We start from the raw sequence: 18,690 nt of genomic DNA on the forward strand, positions 1-18,690 counted from the left end.
ATCCCCAACTATACAGGGCGAATTTGCAAGCGCACCTGCTTATTGGGGATTGCTTCGTTCCTCGCAATGACGATTCAAAAAATCACGTCATCCTCATTTTTTCCAGGATTACCTAGTGGATACAATGACGCGTGGATATATGCTTCATTAGAAGTCTAAAAACATTTAATAAATCATTTTTAGACAGCCTCTTAGCAGGCAGAATATAATAAAGCAAAAGAGGTTGACCCTTTTGAGCCAACCTCTTTTGCTTTGTCATTTTTATTGATGCTTATTTCTTTATTAAATGGTCTGGAATGGGGTGCTTGCGTAAAAACTCTTTGGCTTCTTCGGCTTTTGTTACAAAGTAAGGATCATTGCTGCGGTCTTTAACCTTATCGCTAACAATAGCGTCGCCATAAAAACCTTTTTCGTCAATCACTTTCTTAATGGTTGGCATAATTACTCCTTTCTTTATTCTTATAACCAAATTTAACGTTTTATTTCCTGCCTTTACCTGAGTGTTTACTTTTTTTGATGCCACCTACTTGTTATGATGCACATTTTGCAGGTTGAAACCGGGTGTATACTTAGCATGCGGGCCACAAGCCGGGGACGCTTGCGGCGCCGAAAAATGCTTGCGGGAGCGGGGAGAAGTCCTCCAGTTTCGTTGTGGACAGGGATACCAGGTGCTTTCGAAGCGCTTGCGGGAGCGAGGGGAACAGGAACGACAATTGTTGACATTCCATCCTCAATTAAAAACAAATCTGTTTGGTAAGTACGCCATTATTATTATATCCAGGAATGGGACGGTATTGAATGTACTTGCAGGTATTGCAGTAATCAAATAAATATTCAAATTTGTCTTGCCCAGTTAAAGTCCCACAACTTTTTTTACGCTGTCTCTATTTAAAGACTCCATTCTTGAGATTATTTTTGGATGTACTTTGCCATTAACATCTATAACCACATAGGTTGGAAATCCTCCTTCTGCATTAAAGGCAGTTTTTAATTTAGCTATAATTTTGTCATTGATAAAAATATGCGTACCTGGAATTTGGATATCTGCGATTTTATTTTTCCATAGATTAATATTTGAACCAGCGGTAGTACATAAGTATATGTATTCAATAGGTAAATCCTTATTTTGCTCATGTAAGCTTTTGCTAAATGGTAAATCCATTAAACAAGGGGCACACCAGGTAGCCCAAAAGTCAATGATCAGTGCTTTTTTGGGGAATTTTGATCTCAGGTTTAGAATAAAATCATCAATGTTTGCAATCGTATCTAATTGGTATAGGTTGGCTTCGAAAGGTAATTTCATCAATGGAGTGCCAATATCTGTTTTTTCTAATTTTTTTGACACAGCTAACAAGCTATCTATCCTTTTTTGATTAATGGTGGCTTTAGCCAATTCGTCTGTCGCGATTTTTTTGCACCATTTTGTTTTGATACTATTGATGATCGATGGATAAGACTTAGAAAACCTGTCTTTTTCCGAGCCCAAAAAATATAGTTTTAATATATCAGCTTTATGTTGTGTGTATAAACTGTCGAACAATGTCATGGTACCTTCCAACGCCGCTGTTTTTTTACTGACATAGTTATTTATACTATAGATATTTAGGTACTCATAATACAAAACACCATCGTTACTTGTGAAAAAAGGTTTATGATTACTGATCTCGTCAAAAAATTTATTCGGCATAATATCATCCCTATAAGCGACACAGAGATTTCCGTAAAGATGAGACAAAGTCTCATCTTTAATGGCCCAACCATAATTGGGAAACTGAGTGATAAATTCGTTATCTATTTGTACACGTTGTTTGCGAATGGAGTCGACCTTAAATGAGAAGGCGCCAATTGTATATCTTTTTCTGGAGTCACATAGCTTATTGAAGCTTTTATATAAATTATCCTTTTCATTCTTTTTAAACAGCATGTTTTTATTCATTACAGTATTCAATTCCCCGTCATTGCCTGAATATTCTACGCCATCATCAATCATATATGCTCCACCTTTTTGTATTTTATGCACGTCTATAGTAATGGTCAATCCTGTGTTAACGTATATCCCGGCGTATAAATAATCGCCTACACTTAACCATATTTGTTGATAAGGCAAGTTTTGATGAAGAATTATTTTCGACAAGCCAGTAGCGTCGGTCTCCGAAAACATTGTAGCTTGAAACCCTATTCCGATCTGTACGAGTGTATATTGTATATCCACTTTTTTAACACTATCCGGCAGATTTTTTATTTGAATAATTAATGTTGCAGGTTTACGACCAGTTAGATAAGAATCCATTTTGGGATCCTCCATTGCAAGATGAGAAACATTTTGTGCACTTAACCGGGTGCAATAGAATGACAATAACAAGAATATTAAGTATTTCATGGCTTATAGTTTTGTTTTTTGATGGTATGTAAAGCTTTTACAGGTTGAAACCGGGCATATACTTAGCATTCGGGCCACAAGCCGGGGACGCTTGCGGTAGCGAAGGATTAGCAATTAATCAATGTATTCTAAAAGCTGTAACAATTCCTTATCGGTAATCGTCGATTGCTCGGATTTGTCGTACATGTACAGCAAATATATTTCTGCATCTCTTACAACAATACAGGTGATAACCCTTGCACCGCCTGATTTTCCTTTGCCTTTTGAGGCAATCGCCACACGTATTTTATAACAATCATTGCCGATAGGCGTACCAATATCAGGCGTTTGTTCAAGCTGGCTAATGAGTGTTGCCAGTTCCGATTTAAGCGAGGGATATTTTTTTAAATACCGTTTGAACTGTTTGTCAAATGGTTGGATCGTACGAACATTATAATTCATTCAATAATTCTGAGGCCGGGCGGCTTTTGATCGTGCCTGCCTTGACTTTATCGGCAAGCTTAAAAGCCTTTTTAATATGGGTTAATTCTTCCAGTACCGCAGCATCGGGCGCAGACAAGGGTTTAGCTTTCACATAGGAATGGCTTTTAAGCAATTCCAGAAAGCTATCCGCTTTATTATCAGCAATGTCGATTACAAGTTTCATTGTCCTACCTTATACTACAAATGTACCATTAAAACATTAAAAAGTGAATAGGAAGATTAAGCCTCTGGTCGATGTTTTCACCGCACCAGGCCAAAGTTTTGTATATTGAAGCGATATCTTATTACCCAACAGTCAATACGCTTTTTCAGAAAACGTCATTTAACAAGATGGTGCGGCGAACCATCGGCCATAGGCTGAAGATTATATCCAACTACATCTTAATATACTCATAATCGATAATTGTTTTGCTGCCATCGCTTCCGGTATGAGTGGAGTTAACAGGTAAATCTTCTTTATTATAAGTAATTACAGTTTTACCAACATTGTTTATAGTTAAAAGATTGTGTGGAGTTTGGATTGGATAAAGTTCCACCAGGTAATTGAAATTAGGATTCAAACCCACCACATTATGAAAAGGGTTTTTTTTATCGTCCCATTGAATAGTTGCATTCCAATCATTCATCCCCTCCGGAGCACCAAAGTATGTAAAATTACCTTGTGCATCATATTTCAACCCATATCTTTTTTTAACAAAAATAACTCTTCCATTAGCGTCCAGCGATATCGGGACAACTGCTACCTGAACTCCATCTCTTGTTTCAAAATAAATTTGCTCACCCGCAACGGTATTATAATTGTAAACGAAAACCTGTGTTCCCTGCACTTGATTCGTAACGTTAGTAAGTACCGCTTTAGTCAAACGGTTGTTTGAGTCGTACTCATATGTATAGGTTTCCCACTGTCCGGCCGGAGTTGTACTATAGTTTTCTGTACGAGATTTTAACACACGCCTTTCATTATCATATATATATTCTTCCACTCTTTTTTGAGTTGGAGAATATTGGAATGTGATCTTACTTACTACAGAAACTTTATTTGAATCATCCTTTTCAATTGAGTTGTTTTTTTTACATGATTGGAAACATGCTACAAATAGCATTAGCGATAGGATAGTATAGATCTTAGTCATAGAGGTTAGGTTTCGACCCCTAAAATTAGAATATTTATCTTAAAATTCAAAGCTCATCGGTGTAAGATAACCAATCCCTCCTAAGTGCGGCAATATAAAAGGTTGACTTGAACGATGATACATGTGGTTCAGAAATGTAAACAAGAGCGCCTTTATATCATTGAGCAATGGCGGACGTGTGACTTTCTTGGTCTGAAAGTTCTGCCTCCGTGACTTGCAGGTTGAAACCGGGCGCATACTTAGCATGTGGGCCACAAGCCGGGGACGCTTGCGGCAGCGAAGGGTTACCAGTGATGCAATAAGGAGCTTTTCAGAAGAGTCAATTTTCAATTACTTTAACACATTCAATGATAATAGTGGTACTGGAGCTTGGAGTACAAATGGAACTTTTAACTTCAACCCTATAGACAAACTTGTGGAAGTGTTCGAAGAGAACAAAAAGCTCTATGAACAATTACTAGCAAGTGAAAGAGAAAAAATTGAATTGCTAAAGAACAAATAAGATTTACTTCAAAGGATATGGCGGCCCTTCGTTATCATCCGGCTCTTTAAATGGATTTCCAAACAATTGATTCAGCCGCTTTTCCAATTGATCAACTGACATTTCTGTAGGAACTCCTAAGCCACAATCTTCCAATGATCTAAACCACGTTTCCAGTTCATTACTCTCAGTCTCATTAAGTAAATCCATCCGCTACCTTTGAGCAAGGTCAAGAATGCGGAGTTTATAATTTGCAAGTTACATACTGTCAGAAAGAATTGTTATATTAAGTAAGTATAGTTTTTACAATTTTGAGAAGTATTGTTTACATTATCTATCTAGTTCAAGATGAACCTAACTCCATTAAATCGACTACCCTAGGTCCTCATAAACAAGTCCTAGCTCTTCAACAAAATGTTTTTCTGCCAGCATAATCTGAGATTTTCGTATTTCCAAAATATCGACTGTTCCTAGATTTTGATTATATGCCTGTTTGACTTCATTGTTTATCAAATATGGCGTAAGATCGTAACTGGAATGTAACCATGAAGTTAGTTCTTTCAATTTTCCAACAACTGGGCCATTAGGGGTATCAATATAAAAAACCTGATTTTCCAATGCCAGAGCAATTTCTTTATCCTTGGATTTGAAAATTGGCAGCACTTTAAAACCATCTACCTTTCCAGTAATATTTAATTGGTCTTTGATTCTGTTCAACATAAGCAAAACCAGTGACTTTGCCCTGACACTGCCCATACTTATTCTTCCAGGTAAACGTGACACGCTAAACTTTTTGTCAGGCTTATCAACGTAAAGCGGATCATCGATGTCACCTTGAATAAAATCTTGAAATTGGTGATAGGCCAAACGCTGCTTACTCAGGTTATATTGTGTGAAATATCCGGAATAAGAGGTGATCCAAAACCATTCTTTTAAGGTATTCAAGGATTTTGGGGTTGGATTATGGCATTTAGTAAAGAAATCAGTAATGAAAATGAGTTGATTGTTATAAGGTAATAACTTTGCATCTAAAACCCATAACTCATTATGAAGAAATGCCACAGCCTTTCTGATGCTTTTTAAGGTAGTCCTAGTAACGTCTATGAAATCCTCCCTAATCGCGAGTTCCTCTAGCATTTTTGAATTGGTCTGATCAAAAAATACTTTTCCAAAAGAGTTAATTATGCATTGAAGTACAAGATTCCGTTTGATGGTTCCGAAATGATATTCCTTTAAATCTTTAAGCAAATCATCGATTTCAGTACCTAAACGGAAATTACGGGATGGGTTATAGGATAAGGCCGATATTTTCCAATCATCAGATATACTTACACCTGTGGAATTTACTCTGCTGAATATATCTACAGCCTGAACAGCAGTTCCTCCAATTATATCTATTGAAGGGACCTGATAATCGACAAGACGCGCACTAAGAGTTTCGTACTTAGATATGTATTTTTGAATTTCGGCGTCCGAAAGGTGTGCATTATAGAGTTGCTTTTGAAAACCAAAAAATTCCTTACTGTCTACAAATTTGTATAAAGGAACTTTATATATTTCCAAATCGTTCAGATTGGCTTTTTTGTTATACTCAAATCTGTCATCCTGCAAATTATATATTAAATTATATTCCTGTAACCACTGTTCGTTATCCCTTTCTAACGTAGTATCATAAGGATTAACCAAACACCCGAATAAAGTGGAGATACGTTGATATCCATCCAAGATGAAAAAATGTTCGTTGGAACGATTCGGAATGTAATATGACCCGATTTTCTCTGCCTCAAAATGAAAAAAATCACCATCAGCTTCAGCCCCTGGTCTCCAAAAAAGAATAGATCCAATTGGGTAGCCATTCTTTATGCTATCAAAAAGTTCTAATTTATCCTTCATTTTCCAGACAAATTCGCGCTGAAAAGCTGGGACCCGAATAATTCCTTTCTGAAAATCATCGATGTAGTGAAATAATCGCCTTACTCGTGTGTGTATCTGGAGCTTCTCACTCATGTTAAATTTTTAATCTTACTTAGAATCCTTTCTAACTCATTAGAATTGGCCCTGTTGTTAAGGGTAAACTTATTGACATGTCCACTACTAATAAACAAATTAGGAAAAGTATCTTTGAAGTGTGCGTAATTTAGTCCTCTATCAAGATGGTCAAAGTTAGCTTTATCTATATTATAAAGTGCAAGGATTTCCGCTTTTAAAGGTTTTCTTACGCCTTTATCGTCTTGCTCTTTAGAAAAGCCGCTTTTGTAATTTAAAAAATCCTTCTGTTCTTGACTTAATGTTTTGTAAACGTCAATCCAAGGTTTGGTTTTCGTTTCACTGATTGAATCAATTACCTCATCAGGCATGTAATTTTCCATCATACGCTTTTCCAAAAAGTGAAAGTTGGTAATTCCTTTAGATCTTAAGTATGCTTCAAGTTTTACGTAGTCCGACTTTTTCGGTTGTGTGGCAAATTCCTTATCGCTGTCTAGTAAAACCATACAACGTAAGTATTTTTGTGGATCGGTGCCATTTCTTGCGGCAAGTTCATTGAACGATTGAAGTTTTCCTTCAATAAAGTTCGCGACATTTGTACACCCGCCGGCATTTTCAAATTGAATCCAGCCATTATTAACAAAATCAACTAAGATTTGATTTCCTCTCGCTGTCTTTGCATCAAAATGATAGATAATTGCTCGAACGAAAGAAGAATCATTTTTATTATTCTCTAAAATGATAGAAGCTGGCTGGATAAAAAAACGAATTGCCTCTTCAAGATTAAAAGATGTAGTGCCTTGGTTTTGATCAGTGATTCGATAACTAACATTGGCATTCGTCGTCCAATAAGCATCGAATTCATCGTCAAGCAGTTTCTTATCGTCTATGTTAAGGTTCGAATAATTATCGGTATGAGCAACATCTCTACTGTCAACATAGACATTATATCTAGGAACGGAGGCGCCCGGATTCCATGTTAGCAGGTTTAATATAAAGTAAAAGCCTTTGGAGTCTTTAGTTTCAAAAGTGTTTTTAGCTATTTCAATCCACATTACTCGGTTTCCTTAATTTGCGCATCTTTAATTGCACGAGTTTCTGCCAAAGTTTCTGTAAAAATGCCCTCCGGCCACCATTTGACACCCCCTTTTTCGTCTACGGGTATTTTTTTTATAACACTTTCATTAGATTCTTCTATGAAATCTACGTAATAAATCGCCAAATCTTCCTTACGTAGCTTTTGCTCAGCCACCAATCGTCGCAACCGTAATACAAAGTTTTGTGAGTGGGTTTCAATTAGATACTTTTTGTTATTGTTGCTTATGTAGGAATCTGCAAATCGCTGTGCCAGATTTCCATGGGCCGCAGGATGCAAGTGCGTCTCGGGTTCCTCCATAACGATTCTTACCTCTTCGTCTTCTGGCATAAATGATCGAACAATGAGAGGTAAAGCTTGGTTCATTCCTTGGCCAACATTGACGATATTGATTTGGTTTATACTCTTATTAGACAATACGATTTGAAAGGTCGGCTCTGGTGCCACCACTTCTACTACTTCAATCTTCCACCCCTCGAAATTCTCTTCGTACCATTTGCTTACTAATCCCAATAGAGCATCTGAATTATCAAAGCTTTGAATTAATATCGGATAGGCATTATTGCCTGTAATGCCTATTGTATCATAATTCTCAAAGCTATTTGAGTACCCAGGCTTAGGTATTTCTCTGAAAGGACCAATATAATCGTAATTGATTTTTAAGTTTTTAAAATCGCGACCTTCTACTTTTAGGCCTTTAAATTTTACACTTGATGGTTCTACTGATTCACCGTTGTAAATCCATTTAAATATATTTGGGCGGTCCTTTCTGTCGATTCCGACCGAAACCTCTAATGTTTCATCCGCAGCAGATATATTCAATTCAAGAATACTGGTGATTGCACGGTTATAAACTAGATCCTTATTTGAAAGACCTAATTTGATGCCGTGATTCTCCCATTTCAAAGCCGGTAAGAATTTACCGGAAAGGCTATCTGACAGTAGAGGAAGAAGTTTAGAAATAGCACTTTTGCCGGAACTGTTCTTTCCAATTAAAATAGTAATTGGGGAAAATTCAATTTCTTGGAGGTTCTTAAAAGACTTATAATTTAAAAATGAGATCTTATTGACCATAATTCGATTACTTGACAAGAATATGCTTGTAGGTCAAATTTAACCAAAGAGATGAAATATGTACTAAATTGCTATGCAATATTTATTAATTTACTTTAGAGGAATAAATCAGATTGGCATAGCAATTCTGATGGGCAAGGAAAATTCAATATTTTATATGGTAAAAAACAATTATAAATGGAACTAGACAGAAAAAAGATTGCAGAAATTTTTAATTCAGAAATCAAGCAGGCAAACTTCGACTTTGAGGTAGATACTGTCCTTGAAAGTGATATAAAGCCAGAAGCTTTTTTAAGTTTAAAAAACATTATACAGTTTGAAAAGAATCGTAATCCTATAAACAGTATTTTTAACCAACTATCAAAAGACAGATTTAACGATTTTGGACAGTTTCATCATTTCAAAAATGTTCAAATTACTTTAGATATAATTAAAAACAAATCTATTCAGATAAGTAGTCTTTCATCGAACGATACTAATGATTTTGCGGAATATACAGAATTCTTTAAGCGTACCGGTCATTTTTACCCGCTGGTCGCGGCAGATTTTCAAAAGAAAGCATGGGAAAATAAGCTTAACCCACAGGACGATTCCCCGGCAGATGTTGACAGAAAGGAAATCTTCATTTTATGCTTTACTCAGGATAATCATAACGAAAATTTTTGGAGGAACTATGCTGATAAAGATCATGGAGTTGCCATTGGTTTTAGGTTTTCCAGATTCGAGGAAAATAAAAAATGGCTATTTGATTTTAGGGATATTTTTTATGACAAAGGCTATTCTTTCGACTTTTTAAATTCCATCAATTATCAATTAAAAAAACATCATAACAAAGTAGTCTTATTGGATGGGATAGTTCAGTTTTCTAAATTTTACAAAAGGGCAAAGTATAATTGGGAAAATGAAACGCGGCTTTGTTTTCATTATGACGATCATCCACTTCTGAATCATAGAGCGATATTAAACAAAATTTTTCCTGTACATTACGTAAATGAGACGGGGAGAAATTATATTAATCTCCCGCTTATAGGAAATGAGCAATTGAATCCTTTTTTCGACTTGACAATTACCGAGGTCGTTTGCGGAAAATTCGTTTCGGAAACAGACTTTAAGGAGATTGCCGGAACCTTGAAAGCATCATTTCCTAAGGCTATTATCTGGCAAAGAAGGTAATGTCAACACCTTTTATCGATATTTCTACCGCCTATACTCTTAATTAGGAATAAATCCGCTTTTTATCGGTGGGTTATTTATTAAAAAACTTCTGAAAACAATTTGACTTGTGTTTAAAATGCTAAAATTGTTAGTAACTATGGTGTTTGTTTAAAACTTTGCGTTGTTACTGCCGGCGTTAATTTGTAATTTTAATAAATTAATAATAAGAGAGTTACGAATACTATGAATGAAGTTGAAGAAGCGGTTAAGGTCCTTAAGATTGTTAAAGAACCCCGGATATCACTAACAATGATATCGCGTTATATTGTCGCTACGATAGCTGGAAAACTGAGAATCATAAAAGGTTGCAAATATCCTCCTGAATATATACCAAGATTTTACGAAATGGCCAGAAAACTGGTCTGTGAACTATTTGAGGGTAATTTCATTGGCCAGGAAGAATTGTATTTTGAAGAATTTCAAAGGCAAGCCGCAATTTATCGGAAAGAAGCGAAAAGCTATACCGAAAAAAAAGACGATCACAAAAACCGAATCTATTCTGCCAAGGGATTAGAAGCACTGGTAGCTATGGCTCCGCTACTCATACCAATATTGCAGCAACACACGCTCCACAGCAACTTGAGCCGCAGGCGAAACGCAATAGCAAAGAATGGTGTCAAGATTGGCGCAATGGCTGATATGCTCCTTTTAGACCAGGTGGGCGTTGACCACATTGGATTTTTAAAGTTTAACTTTTCCTCGACTAAATTAAAAAAGGAAGAAGCAGAAGCCAAGCTATTTGTTTTGAAGCAGTTCTATGAGGAAAAAGGGGTTAAACTATATCCTAAAAGCTGCATATTAGTTGACGTGATCGGATGGCGACTATATTCTGCAGCAGATGTCGCAGATGCAGAAACAGCAATAAATAAAGCGACTGTTGAAATCCGGGATAATTGGGATCTGATCTAATAATGCTCGGAATCAAATGCAAATTCATATTGTAGTTATAACGCTAATTGTTTAATTTAGCACTTAAGAGCATAGCATTTTTGACTTCTTTCTTAATGAGAGACCTATTCGGAGACCTGTAATAATTTAATTATTATAACATATTGATAATCAAGCTGAAGTAGTTTATTAAAAACTCCCTGAGGGTACGGAAGTCCCTTGTCCGAAAGTCCGAACGTCCTTTGTCCGAAAGTCCGAACATCAGAAAGTCCGAATATCCTAAACTTCCCCACCCGTTGCCCAGCTGATCATACGGTTTACGGTGGCCAGGCCTAACTGGAGTTTGGCGGCTATTTTGCGCTGACTGTAACCCTGGCGGTGCAGATCGGCAACCTGGCGGGCGGTGCGGTCGCGGTCCTGCTGGTCGGGCCGGCGCAGGTGGCTGTGTTCGGCGCTGTGAGCGGTAAGGGTGAACTGGAGCAGGCTGTTGCGGTGTTCCAGCTTCAGCAGGCAAACGTTATCGGACCCGTAGGTTTCGGTGGTGCTGCGCTGTTTTATTTGTTTAAGGTAACGGTACCCCGGCATGGTTTGGCTTTCGCCTATGGCGAAGGCGCTATCGCAAAAGTTCATGAGCATTTTGCTGCCCTGCAGGTCGTTACGGCTAATGGGTATGGCTGTGTTGCGTTTGGGGGTATGCGCCAGCACCAGGATGCTGAGGCCGTGGCGGGTTTTAAGGTATTTGAGCTTTTTCATGAGGGGCAGGGCCTCGTTGGCGCTTTGGGTGCCCTTGCGCAGGCAGGTAATGTTATCGATAATAAGCACCGTGGCGCCCGTAGTTTTAATACCGCGGGTGAGCGCGCCGATAACATAATCATCGTAATTTTTTTGATCGATGGGGAGCATGCTCAGCTGGTTATACTCGCCGCGGTGAAAATTGTCGTCGAACTTATAAGTACCGTTTTTACCGGTATACCGCTGCTCAAACTGTTTGGAGCTAAGCTCAAAATCGATATACAGCACGGGTGTGGGTTTGGCCCCTAACTGAAAACCTGTAATGGACTTGCCGCGGGTAATACTGTCGCCAAGCTGCACAGCCAGGATGCTTTTACCCATATTGGTATCGGCAAACATGATGCACAGCTCGCCTTCTATCCAAAACCTGTCGAACAGCATCTGGGGCTGGTCGCTTTCTTTTTCCATGGTCATCCACTGGTTAAGGGAGTGGATATGGAACAGGTCGGCAACCGTTTCAGGGTCGGGAGTGGAGGGGGGCGTGGTTCGTGTTGCGTGGTTCGTGTTGCTGCTTTTGGCGGGAATGATTCCGCGGATCTCGTTGCGGAGATCTTCGATGATGGGTGGTCTTTCTGATGTTTGCATGAGTGGTGTCAAGTAGTTAGTAGTTAGTATCAAGTATCAAGATTTTTGATGTAGTTAACGTGGGGGATGTGGGTGAAGTTGGAGGTAGTTAAGGTGCATTGTTCGGGCTTAACCAAAACCTGCACCTCGTCACCCGCAGCCGGTTCCTTACAAATTTACACATCCGCCTAAGCAAAAATGGTGACACTGTTTTGTCACCATTGCGGGTTAAACATGCTGGCTAAATAAATGGCGTTAATTCAAGAGTTAACCTCTTTTTATTATCATTTTTCTTGATTTTTCTCGATTATTATCGACCCCTGGATTAGATATGAGATGTTAGATATGAGATTTGAGACAAGGTTAAATAGGTTTCGGGTTTCAAAAAGTCTTTTGTCCTTTATCCGAAAGTCTTTTGTCCTTATGTTATGCAGGGCACATTTTCATACTGCAGGGGCCGGATTTGAGCAAAAAGTGTCAATTTATCAAAAATGCAAGTGCTTGACAATCAGTATAAATGGTGTTCCATAGGCTGTTTTCTAAAAACATAAAGTATTGATAGCCAACATCAAGGCGTTCCATGCCGTTCCGGGCGTACCAGGCGTTCCGATGGAACGCTTTTTAGTATCAAGTAGTTAGTATCAAGTATCAAGACAGGAGAAGAGTCCGAAAGTATGGGAAGGTTGGCATAACCGCCATTTGTCTTGCTACTTGATACTAACTACTTGATACTATCTACTTCCTTTCGCCTTTCCGCTTTTTTTCCTAATTTTGCGCATCCTTTCAAAATAAAACAATATTACCTTGGAGCACCAGGAATTAACCACCGTTGAAACCGCCAAAGATTTAGGCTTACTACCCGAAGAATTTGAACGTATTATAGAGATCTTAGGGCGCGTGCCCAACTTTACCGAGCTATCCATCTTCGCGGTAATGTGGAGCGAACACTGCTCGTACAAAAACTCCATCACCTGGCTAAAAACCCTGCCTAAAGACAGCGACCGCATGCTGGCCAAAGCAGGTGAAGAAAACGCCGGTCTGGTTGACCTTGGCGATGGCATTGGCTGCGCCTTCAAAATAGAATCACATAACCACCCGTCGGCCCTTGAACCTTACCAGGGCGCGGCAACAGGTGTGGGCGGTATCAACCGCGATATATTCACCATGGGTGCAAGGCCCATTGCCCAGCTAAATTCCCTGCGCTTCGGCGACCTTAAACTGGAAAAAACCCAGTGGCTGGTTAAGGGCGTGGTAAAAGGCATCAGTCACTACGGCAACGCCTTTGGTATCCCAACCGTTGGCGGCGAATTGTTTTTTGACGATTGCTACAACGTTAACCCATTGGTAAATGCCATGTCGGCAGGTATTGTTAAGGCGGGCGAAACCGTCTCTGCAACCTCATACGGCGTTGGTAACCCTGTTTATATAGTAGGTTCTGCCACAGGTAAAGATGGCATCCATGGCGCGGCCTTCGCGTCGAAGGATATCAGCAAAGATTCGGTGAATGACCTTCCCGCCGTACAGGTAGGCGACCCATTCCAGGAGAAGCTGTTGTTAGAGGCAACCTTAGAAGTTATTAAAACCGGCGCCGTGGTTGGTATGCAGGATATGGGTGCTGCCGGTATCATCTGCTCCAACTCCGAAATGAGCGCCAAAGGCGAACACGGTATGCGTATCGACCTGGATTTGGTACCTACCCGCCAGGCCAATATGAAGCCTTACGAGATCCTGCTTTCTGAATCACAGGAGCGTATGCTGATTGTGGTGCATAAAGGCCGTGAAAAAGAGGTGGAAGCCGTATTTGATAAATGGGACCTTAACTGCGCCATCATAGGCGAGGTTACCGATACCCAACGCTTAGAATACTACATGCATGGCGAAAAAGTGGCCGATGTCCCTGCAGACGACCTTGTTTTAGGCGGAGGCGCCCCTGTTTACGAGCGCGAATACCGCGAGCCTGCTTACTATGCAATTAACCAGCAATTTAATATAGATGATGTGCCGGAACCGGCTAACCTGGTTGAGGTTGCAGAGCATCTTTCTGCCCACCCTAACTTAGCGTCAAAGCGTTGGGTAACCGATCAGTACGATAGCATGGTAGGTGTACAAACCATGACAGCCAACCTGGCCTGCGATGCAGCCGTTGTAGCCGTTAAGGATACCAACAAAGCCATAGTATTAACAACAGATTGTAACTCCCGCTACGTATACGCCGATCCTTACAAGGGTACTGCTATTGCCGTTGCCGAGGCTGCCCGTAACATTACCTGTGCCGGTGGCGAGCCTGTGGCTATCACCAATTGCTTAAACTTTGGTAACCCTTACAACCCCGAGGTATACTGGCAGTTTGTAAGCGCTATTAAAGGTATGGGCGATGCCTGCCGCAAGTTTGAAACCCCTGTTACCGGCGGTAATGTGAGTTTCTATAATCAATCTGCAGATGGTGGCTCTGTATTCCCAACGCCTACCATTGGTATGCTGGGTGTAATGGAAGATACCGAAAACATCATGACCGCCGATTTTAAACAACCCGGCGACCTGATCTACCTGATAGGCGAATCGGTAAATGATATCGCATCTTCACAATACCTGGCCTCATGGCATAAAATTACCGCTTGCCCGGCCCCGTATTTTGATATTGATAAAGAGTACGCTATACAGCAAACCATTAAAGAACTCATCAAACACCGTGTGCTGGAAAGCGCCCATGACGTAGCCGATGGTGGTTTATACACCTGCCTGTTGGAATCAGCTATGCCAAATGGTTTAGGTTTTGATATTGCTACAGATGATACTATCCGCAAGGATGCCTTCCTTTTCGGCGAGGCACAGGGTAGGGTAGTGGTAACCGTAGCACCCGAGGAGCAGGAACGCTTTATTGAATTTATGGCCACCAGCGAAACGGAGTTCAGCCTGCTGGGTACCGTAAACAATGGTTTCCTTAATGTTGACGAAGAGTTGTTTGGCCACGTTACCGATGTGAAAATGGTTCATAGCAATGTACTACACTCTATTTTAGGCGAATAATGCTGAAACTAACCCGGGTACACCATATCGCCATTATCTGTTCCGACTACGAAAAGTCGAAACATTTTTACAGTCAGGTACTGGGGTTAAAAATAGTGCGTGAAGTATATCGCCAAGCACGACAATCATACAAGCTTGATCTGGAAGTGGGCGACCGCTACCAGATTGAGCTTTTTTCATTTCCGGAACCCGCACCGCGTCCCTCGCACCCGGAAGCTGCCGGCCTGCGCCACCTGGCTTTTGAGGTAGATAATTTGGATGACACCGTTTATCGCCTGCAGGAATTTGAGGTAGAGGTAGAGCCTATCCGGGTGGATGAACTTACCAATAAACGCTTTACCTTCTTTGCAGATCCCGATGGCTTGCCGCTGGAGTTGTATGAGCGGTAGCTGTAAAATCCCAATTCTCACATCTAATATCTCAAATATAAATAAGGGCGTTGCCTGCGGCCGGGCCATCCGCTCATACGCGCACAAGGCATTAGGCACGGGCCGGTACCCGCTACTGTCCCTAACGCAAAATTTGTCTGTTATCTATTACAATCAAACTTCGTAAGTCTTTGCGATGCTGAATGTAAATCAAAGCCCTCTCCAAAGGAGAGGGTTGGGTGAGGTTTTACAATTTATCCATTTCCCCCTTCACAAACTCTGCCAGTTCCTTCACATACGCCGCGCTGAAATCAAACTTGATGCCTGCGGTTTCATAAATTTCTTTGATGGTTTTGGTATAGCCAAGTTTAAGGGCATCCAGGTATTGCTTTAAGCCTTTCTCCGGGTTCTCTTTATAGTTTTTCCACACCGCAATAGCGCCTAACTGGGCCATTCCGTATTCAATATAGTAAAACGGTACCTCAAAAATGTGCAGCTGTTTTTGCCACAGGTTGGCTTCGGCATCCGGGTGTTCGCTCCAATCCACAAATCCTGCACCAAATGGCTCATAAATCTCTATCCAGGCGGTTTTACGGTCGGCATCTGTATGGCCGGGGTTGGTATAGATCCAATGCTGAAACTGGTCGACCACGGCTACCCATGGCAGGGTTTTAAGCACATCGAAAAGCTGGTCGCGTTTGGCGCGTTTAAGGTCTTCTTCGTTATCAAAAAACACATCCCAGTTATCCATCGATATCAATTCCATCGACATGGAAGCCAGTTCGGCAACTTCAGACGGGCAATGTTTAAAATCGTTCAGCTCCAGGTCGGCAGTTAAAAAAGTATGTACCGCGTGGCCACCTTCATGTACCATGGTGGTTAAATCGCGGAAGGTATTGGCCGAGTTCATGAATATGAATGGGGCCCCCGTTTCTGATAGCGGGTAGTTATAGCCACCTGGTGCTTTGCCCTTGCGGCTTTCCACATCAAACAGGTTATTATCCTTCATAATCTCCAAACGTTCGCCCAGGTAACGGTTAATGTTACTAAAACACTGAATAGATTTCTCAATCAGTTCGCTGCCATTTTGAAATGGTTTTAAGGCCGGTTTGCCAGATACATCCACATCCATATCCCACGGCTTTAAAACTGGCAGGGTAAGGGCTATCTTGCGCTTTTCTGCCTCGCCACGAAGGATAGGCACAATTTCTTTTTCGATGGCTTCATGGAAGAGGTAGCAATCGTGCGGCGTATAATCAAACCTGCCAAGCGCCTGGAACATGTAATCCCTGAAATTCTCAAATCCCGCATTTAGTGCCACGGTATGGCGCAATTTACGCAGGTGATCAAAAAGAGTATCTAAAGTGTCCTTATCCTGCAAACGGCGGGCGGTTATCTTCTCCCAAGCCTCCTGGCGTTTGGCCCGGTCGGTACCTTTTAAAAATACGGAAGCCTGCTCCAAAGTAAACTCCTTGTCATCTATATGCACCGACATGGCACCGGTGATCGATTGGTATTTTTGCTGCTCCACCTGGATCTCGGTTTGTACCGGGATGTTTTCCTCGCGGAAAAGCTCTAAACTCTTTTTAATGGCCCTTAAAAAGATGAAATATTTTTCGCCGTCAAGCTGATCTATATATTCACTTGCTACCAGCTTTTTGTTTAAACTGTTATCATAAGGGGCAATTTTTGGTGATATCTCGGTTGCAAAATACTGGAAGTTTTGTAGTAGTTCTTCGCTGGTGGTATCGCAGGTCATGCGGATATAACGCCAGGCCGAATCCTCTTCTAAAGCGGCTTCTAATTCACTTCTGTCGTGCAGCCATTTTTCCAGTTCTTTAACCGAATTGATAGGGCGGTCAAGTAGTTCTTTATAAATGGGTTCAAGTATTTCCCATTTGATATCGAGCGTAGCCGGGATATATGTTCTTGTTTTTTTGTGGATCATTTTTTTAGATGTGCAAATTATAGATGTGCAAATATGCAGATTAGTACGGAAGTTTTTTTGTTCCGAAAGTCAAAAGTGTAAAGCCCGGAAAGCGTTTAATTCATATGTTCTAAAGAGGAAATCTAAAAAAGTAAATTCCGAAGGCTGTTTTTTACCTTTCGGAATTTACTGACACCGGATCTTTCTGAATTATGCTTTTGCCTTGTACAATGTCTTCGACAACTCCTTTAATCCGTCTTCATAACTTGTTGGCTTAAAATTAAAGGCTTTCTCAAATTTACTACTGTCGAAAATGTAATCATGATCATACTGGTAATACATCTCCACAATCCCCATTACTACTTTTTGGAACAGGCCTGTTAGCCATAACATTAATTTGTTGATGCGCATAAATTTAGGCTTTACGTTATAAACCCGGGCTGCAACATCTATAAACTGCTTGCCGGTAATAGCTGGCGGAGCAGGCAAGTGCCATACCTGGTTATCGCTATCCGGGTTTTGCCCAAGCAAAAACATGGCTTTGCCTGCATCAGGGATGTAAATGAAATTATGCTTCTTATTCGGGTTGCCTATCCATTGGGCTGTTTGCTTTGCTGCGTATTTGGTAAGCACCATGATATCTACAAAGCTGTTTAGTGAATCGGTACCATAAAAGTCGGGTGCACGGGCAATAGTAGCACGGATGTTCCCGGCTTTTACCTCGTTCATCAGCATATTGGCAATGCCTGCACGCACCTGGCCTTTTTTACTGCTGGGATGATAGGGCGTATCCTCTGTCATAGCTCCGTTAACCAGGCCGTACATGTATACGTTGTCAAAAAATATCAATCGTGCGCCTGTTGCTTTTGTAACGTTGATGACGTTCTGCATAATGATGGGCCACTGTACTTTCCAGATGGCTGCATCATAAACCAGGCCGGCAACAAGATAAATTACCGTTGACCCTTTTGCCGCGGATAAAACTTCTTCGTAATTCAACAGGTCGGCTTTTTGCCAGGTTATGTTTTTGCCGGTAAATTTTACTGGTTTGCGGCTAACCAAACGGATGGTTTCGCTGGTGTTCATCAATTCGCGGGTGAGGGCATTTGCCACTGCGCCGCCGGCTCCTAATATAGTATGCATAGTTTTTTCGTTTTTGTTACAACAAAGATATAGCGTCGTTGAAAGTCAAAACGTTAACAAAAGATAAGAAAAAAGGATTTCAGAATTGAAATGTCCGATTGAGATTTAGGATTTGTTTTTTAGAGTTTAAGAT

General features: G+C 40.5%; 16 protein-coding genes. 4 read left to right on the forward strand and 12 right to left on the reverse strand.

Going from position 1 to position 18,690, the window contains the following annotated elements:
- Positions 1 to 271 precede the first annotated feature (271 nt).
- The 9 genes from AC1DO4_RS26520 to AC1DO4_RS26560 all read right to left on the reverse strand — a co-directional run bounded on the left by AC1DO4_RS26520 (position 272) and on the right by AC1DO4_RS26560 (position 8,633).
- A complete protein-coding gene (locus AC1DO4_RS26520; protein WP_477420779.1) occupies positions 272 to 439 on the reverse strand; it encodes a hypothetical protein in 168 nt (55 codons plus the stop codon).
- 414 nt (positions 440 to 853) lie between these two features.
- Positions 854 to 2,380 (reverse strand): TlpA family protein disulfide reductase, encoded by a 1,527-nt coding sequence (locus AC1DO4_RS26525; RefSeq protein ID WP_477420780.1) that lies wholly within the window; start codon positions 2,378 to 2,380, stop codon positions 854 to 856.
- A gap of 114 nt (positions 2,381 to 2,494) precedes the next feature.
- Positions 2,495 to 2,821 carry a type II toxin-antitoxin system RelE/ParE family toxin gene (locus tag AC1DO4_RS26530; protein ID WP_477420781.1) on the reverse strand — a complete coding sequence of 109 codons (327 nt, stop codon included), beginning with the start codon at positions 2,819 to 2,821 and terminating at the stop codon, positions 2,495 to 2,497.
- On the reverse strand, positions 2,811 to 3,026 hold the full coding sequence (locus AC1DO4_RS26535) for a hypothetical protein (protein WP_477420782.1): 216 nt from the start codon (positions 3,024 to 3,026) through the stop codon (positions 2,811 to 2,813). The genes AC1DO4_RS26530 and AC1DO4_RS26535 overlap by 11 nt, the downstream gene beginning before the upstream one ends.
- A 211-nt stretch (positions 3,027 to 3,237) precedes the next feature.
- Positions 3,238 to 3,996: a hypothetical protein gene (locus AC1DO4_RS26540; protein ID WP_477420783.1), complete on the reverse strand. Its 759-nt coding sequence runs from the start codon at positions 3,994 to 3,996 to the stop codon at positions 3,238 to 3,240.
- A gap of 505 nt (positions 3,997 to 4,501) precedes the next feature.
- Entirely contained in the window at positions 4,502 to 4,687 is a 186-nt protein-coding gene (locus tag AC1DO4_RS26545) for a hypothetical protein (protein ID WP_477420784.1), read from the reverse strand.
- 162 nt (positions 4,688 to 4,849) lie between these two features.
- Complete coding sequence (locus AC1DO4_RS26550) at positions 4,850 to 6,484, reverse strand: DUF262 domain-containing protein (protein WP_477420785.1); 1,635 nt, start codon at positions 6,482 to 6,484, stop codon at positions 4,850 to 4,852.
- On the reverse strand, positions 6,481 to 7,518 hold the full coding sequence (locus AC1DO4_RS26555) for a hypothetical protein (protein WP_477420786.1): 1,038 nt from the start codon (positions 7,516 to 7,518) through the stop codon (positions 6,481 to 6,483). Before AC1DO4_RS26555 ends, AC1DO4_RS26550 begins: the two co-directional genes overlap by 4 nt.
- Positions 7,518 to 8,633 (reverse strand): AAA family ATPase, encoded by a 1,116-nt coding sequence (locus AC1DO4_RS26560; protein ID WP_477420787.1) that lies wholly within the window; start codon positions 8,631 to 8,633, stop codon positions 7,518 to 7,520. Before AC1DO4_RS26560 ends, AC1DO4_RS26555 begins: the two co-directional genes overlap by 1 nt.
- A 177-nt stretch (positions 8,634 to 8,810) precedes the next feature.
- Here AC1DO4_RS26560 and AC1DO4_RS26565 point away from each other — a divergent pair, with 177 nt between their 5' ends.
- Together AC1DO4_RS26565 and AC1DO4_RS26570 are read left to right on the forward strand one after the other, a co-directional pair.
- Complete coding sequence (locus tag AC1DO4_RS26565; RefSeq protein WP_477420788.1) at positions 8,811 to 9,806, forward strand: DUF2971 domain-containing protein; 996 nt, start codon at positions 8,811 to 8,813, stop codon at positions 9,804 to 9,806.
- 225 nt (positions 9,807 to 10,031) lie between these two features.
- Positions 10,032 to 10,757, forward strand: coding sequence for a hypothetical protein (locus AC1DO4_RS26570; protein ID WP_477420789.1), 726 nt, complete (start codon positions 10,032 to 10,034; stop codon positions 10,755 to 10,757).
- Between the two features lie 258 nt (positions 10,758 to 11,015).
- On the opposite strand, the gene AC1DO4_RS26575 is transcribed toward AC1DO4_RS26570, so the two are convergent.
- Positions 11,016 to 12,113 carry an AAA family ATPase gene (locus tag AC1DO4_RS26575; protein ID WP_477420790.1) on the reverse strand — a complete coding sequence of 366 codons (1,098 nt, stop codon included), beginning with the start codon at positions 12,111 to 12,113 and terminating at the stop codon, positions 11,016 to 11,018.
- A gap of 783 nt (positions 12,114 to 12,896) precedes the next feature.
- On the opposite strand from AC1DO4_RS26575, the gene purL reads away from it, so the two are divergent.
- Both purL and gloA2 read left to right on the forward strand, forming a co-directional pair.
- Positions 12,897 to 15,119: a phosphoribosylformylglycinamidine synthase subunit PurL gene (gene purL / locus AC1DO4_RS26580; RefSeq protein WP_477420791.1), complete on the forward strand. Its 2,223-nt coding sequence runs from the start codon at positions 12,897 to 12,899 to the stop codon at positions 15,117 to 15,119.
- Positions 15,119 to 15,508 carry an SMU1112c/YaeR family gloxylase I-like metalloprotein gene (gloA2, locus tag AC1DO4_RS26585; RefSeq protein ID WP_477420792.1) on the forward strand — a complete coding sequence of 130 codons (390 nt, stop codon included), beginning with the start codon at positions 15,119 to 15,121 and terminating at the stop codon, positions 15,506 to 15,508. Before purL ends, gloA2 begins: the two co-directional genes overlap by 1 nt.
- Before the next feature lie 226 nt (positions 15,509 to 15,734).
- Here the strand turns inward: gloA2 and AC1DO4_RS26590 are convergent, their stop codons facing one another.
- Both AC1DO4_RS26590 and AC1DO4_RS26595 read right to left on the reverse strand, forming a co-directional pair.
- The gene (locus AC1DO4_RS26590; protein ID WP_477420793.1) at positions 15,735 to 17,435 is read right to left on the reverse strand and encodes a M3 family oligoendopeptidase; all 1,701 of its coding nucleotides are present in this window, start codon (positions 17,433 to 17,435) and stop codon (positions 15,735 to 15,737) included.
- A gap of 189 nt (positions 17,436 to 17,624) precedes the next feature.
- Entirely contained in the window at positions 17,625 to 18,557 is a 933-nt protein-coding gene (locus tag AC1DO4_RS26595; RefSeq protein WP_477420794.1) for an NAD-dependent epimerase/dehydratase family protein, read from the reverse strand.
- Positions 18,558 to 18,690: the final 133 nt, after the last annotated feature.

It is taken from the genome of Mucilaginibacter sp. P5_A6, assembly GCF_056400585.1.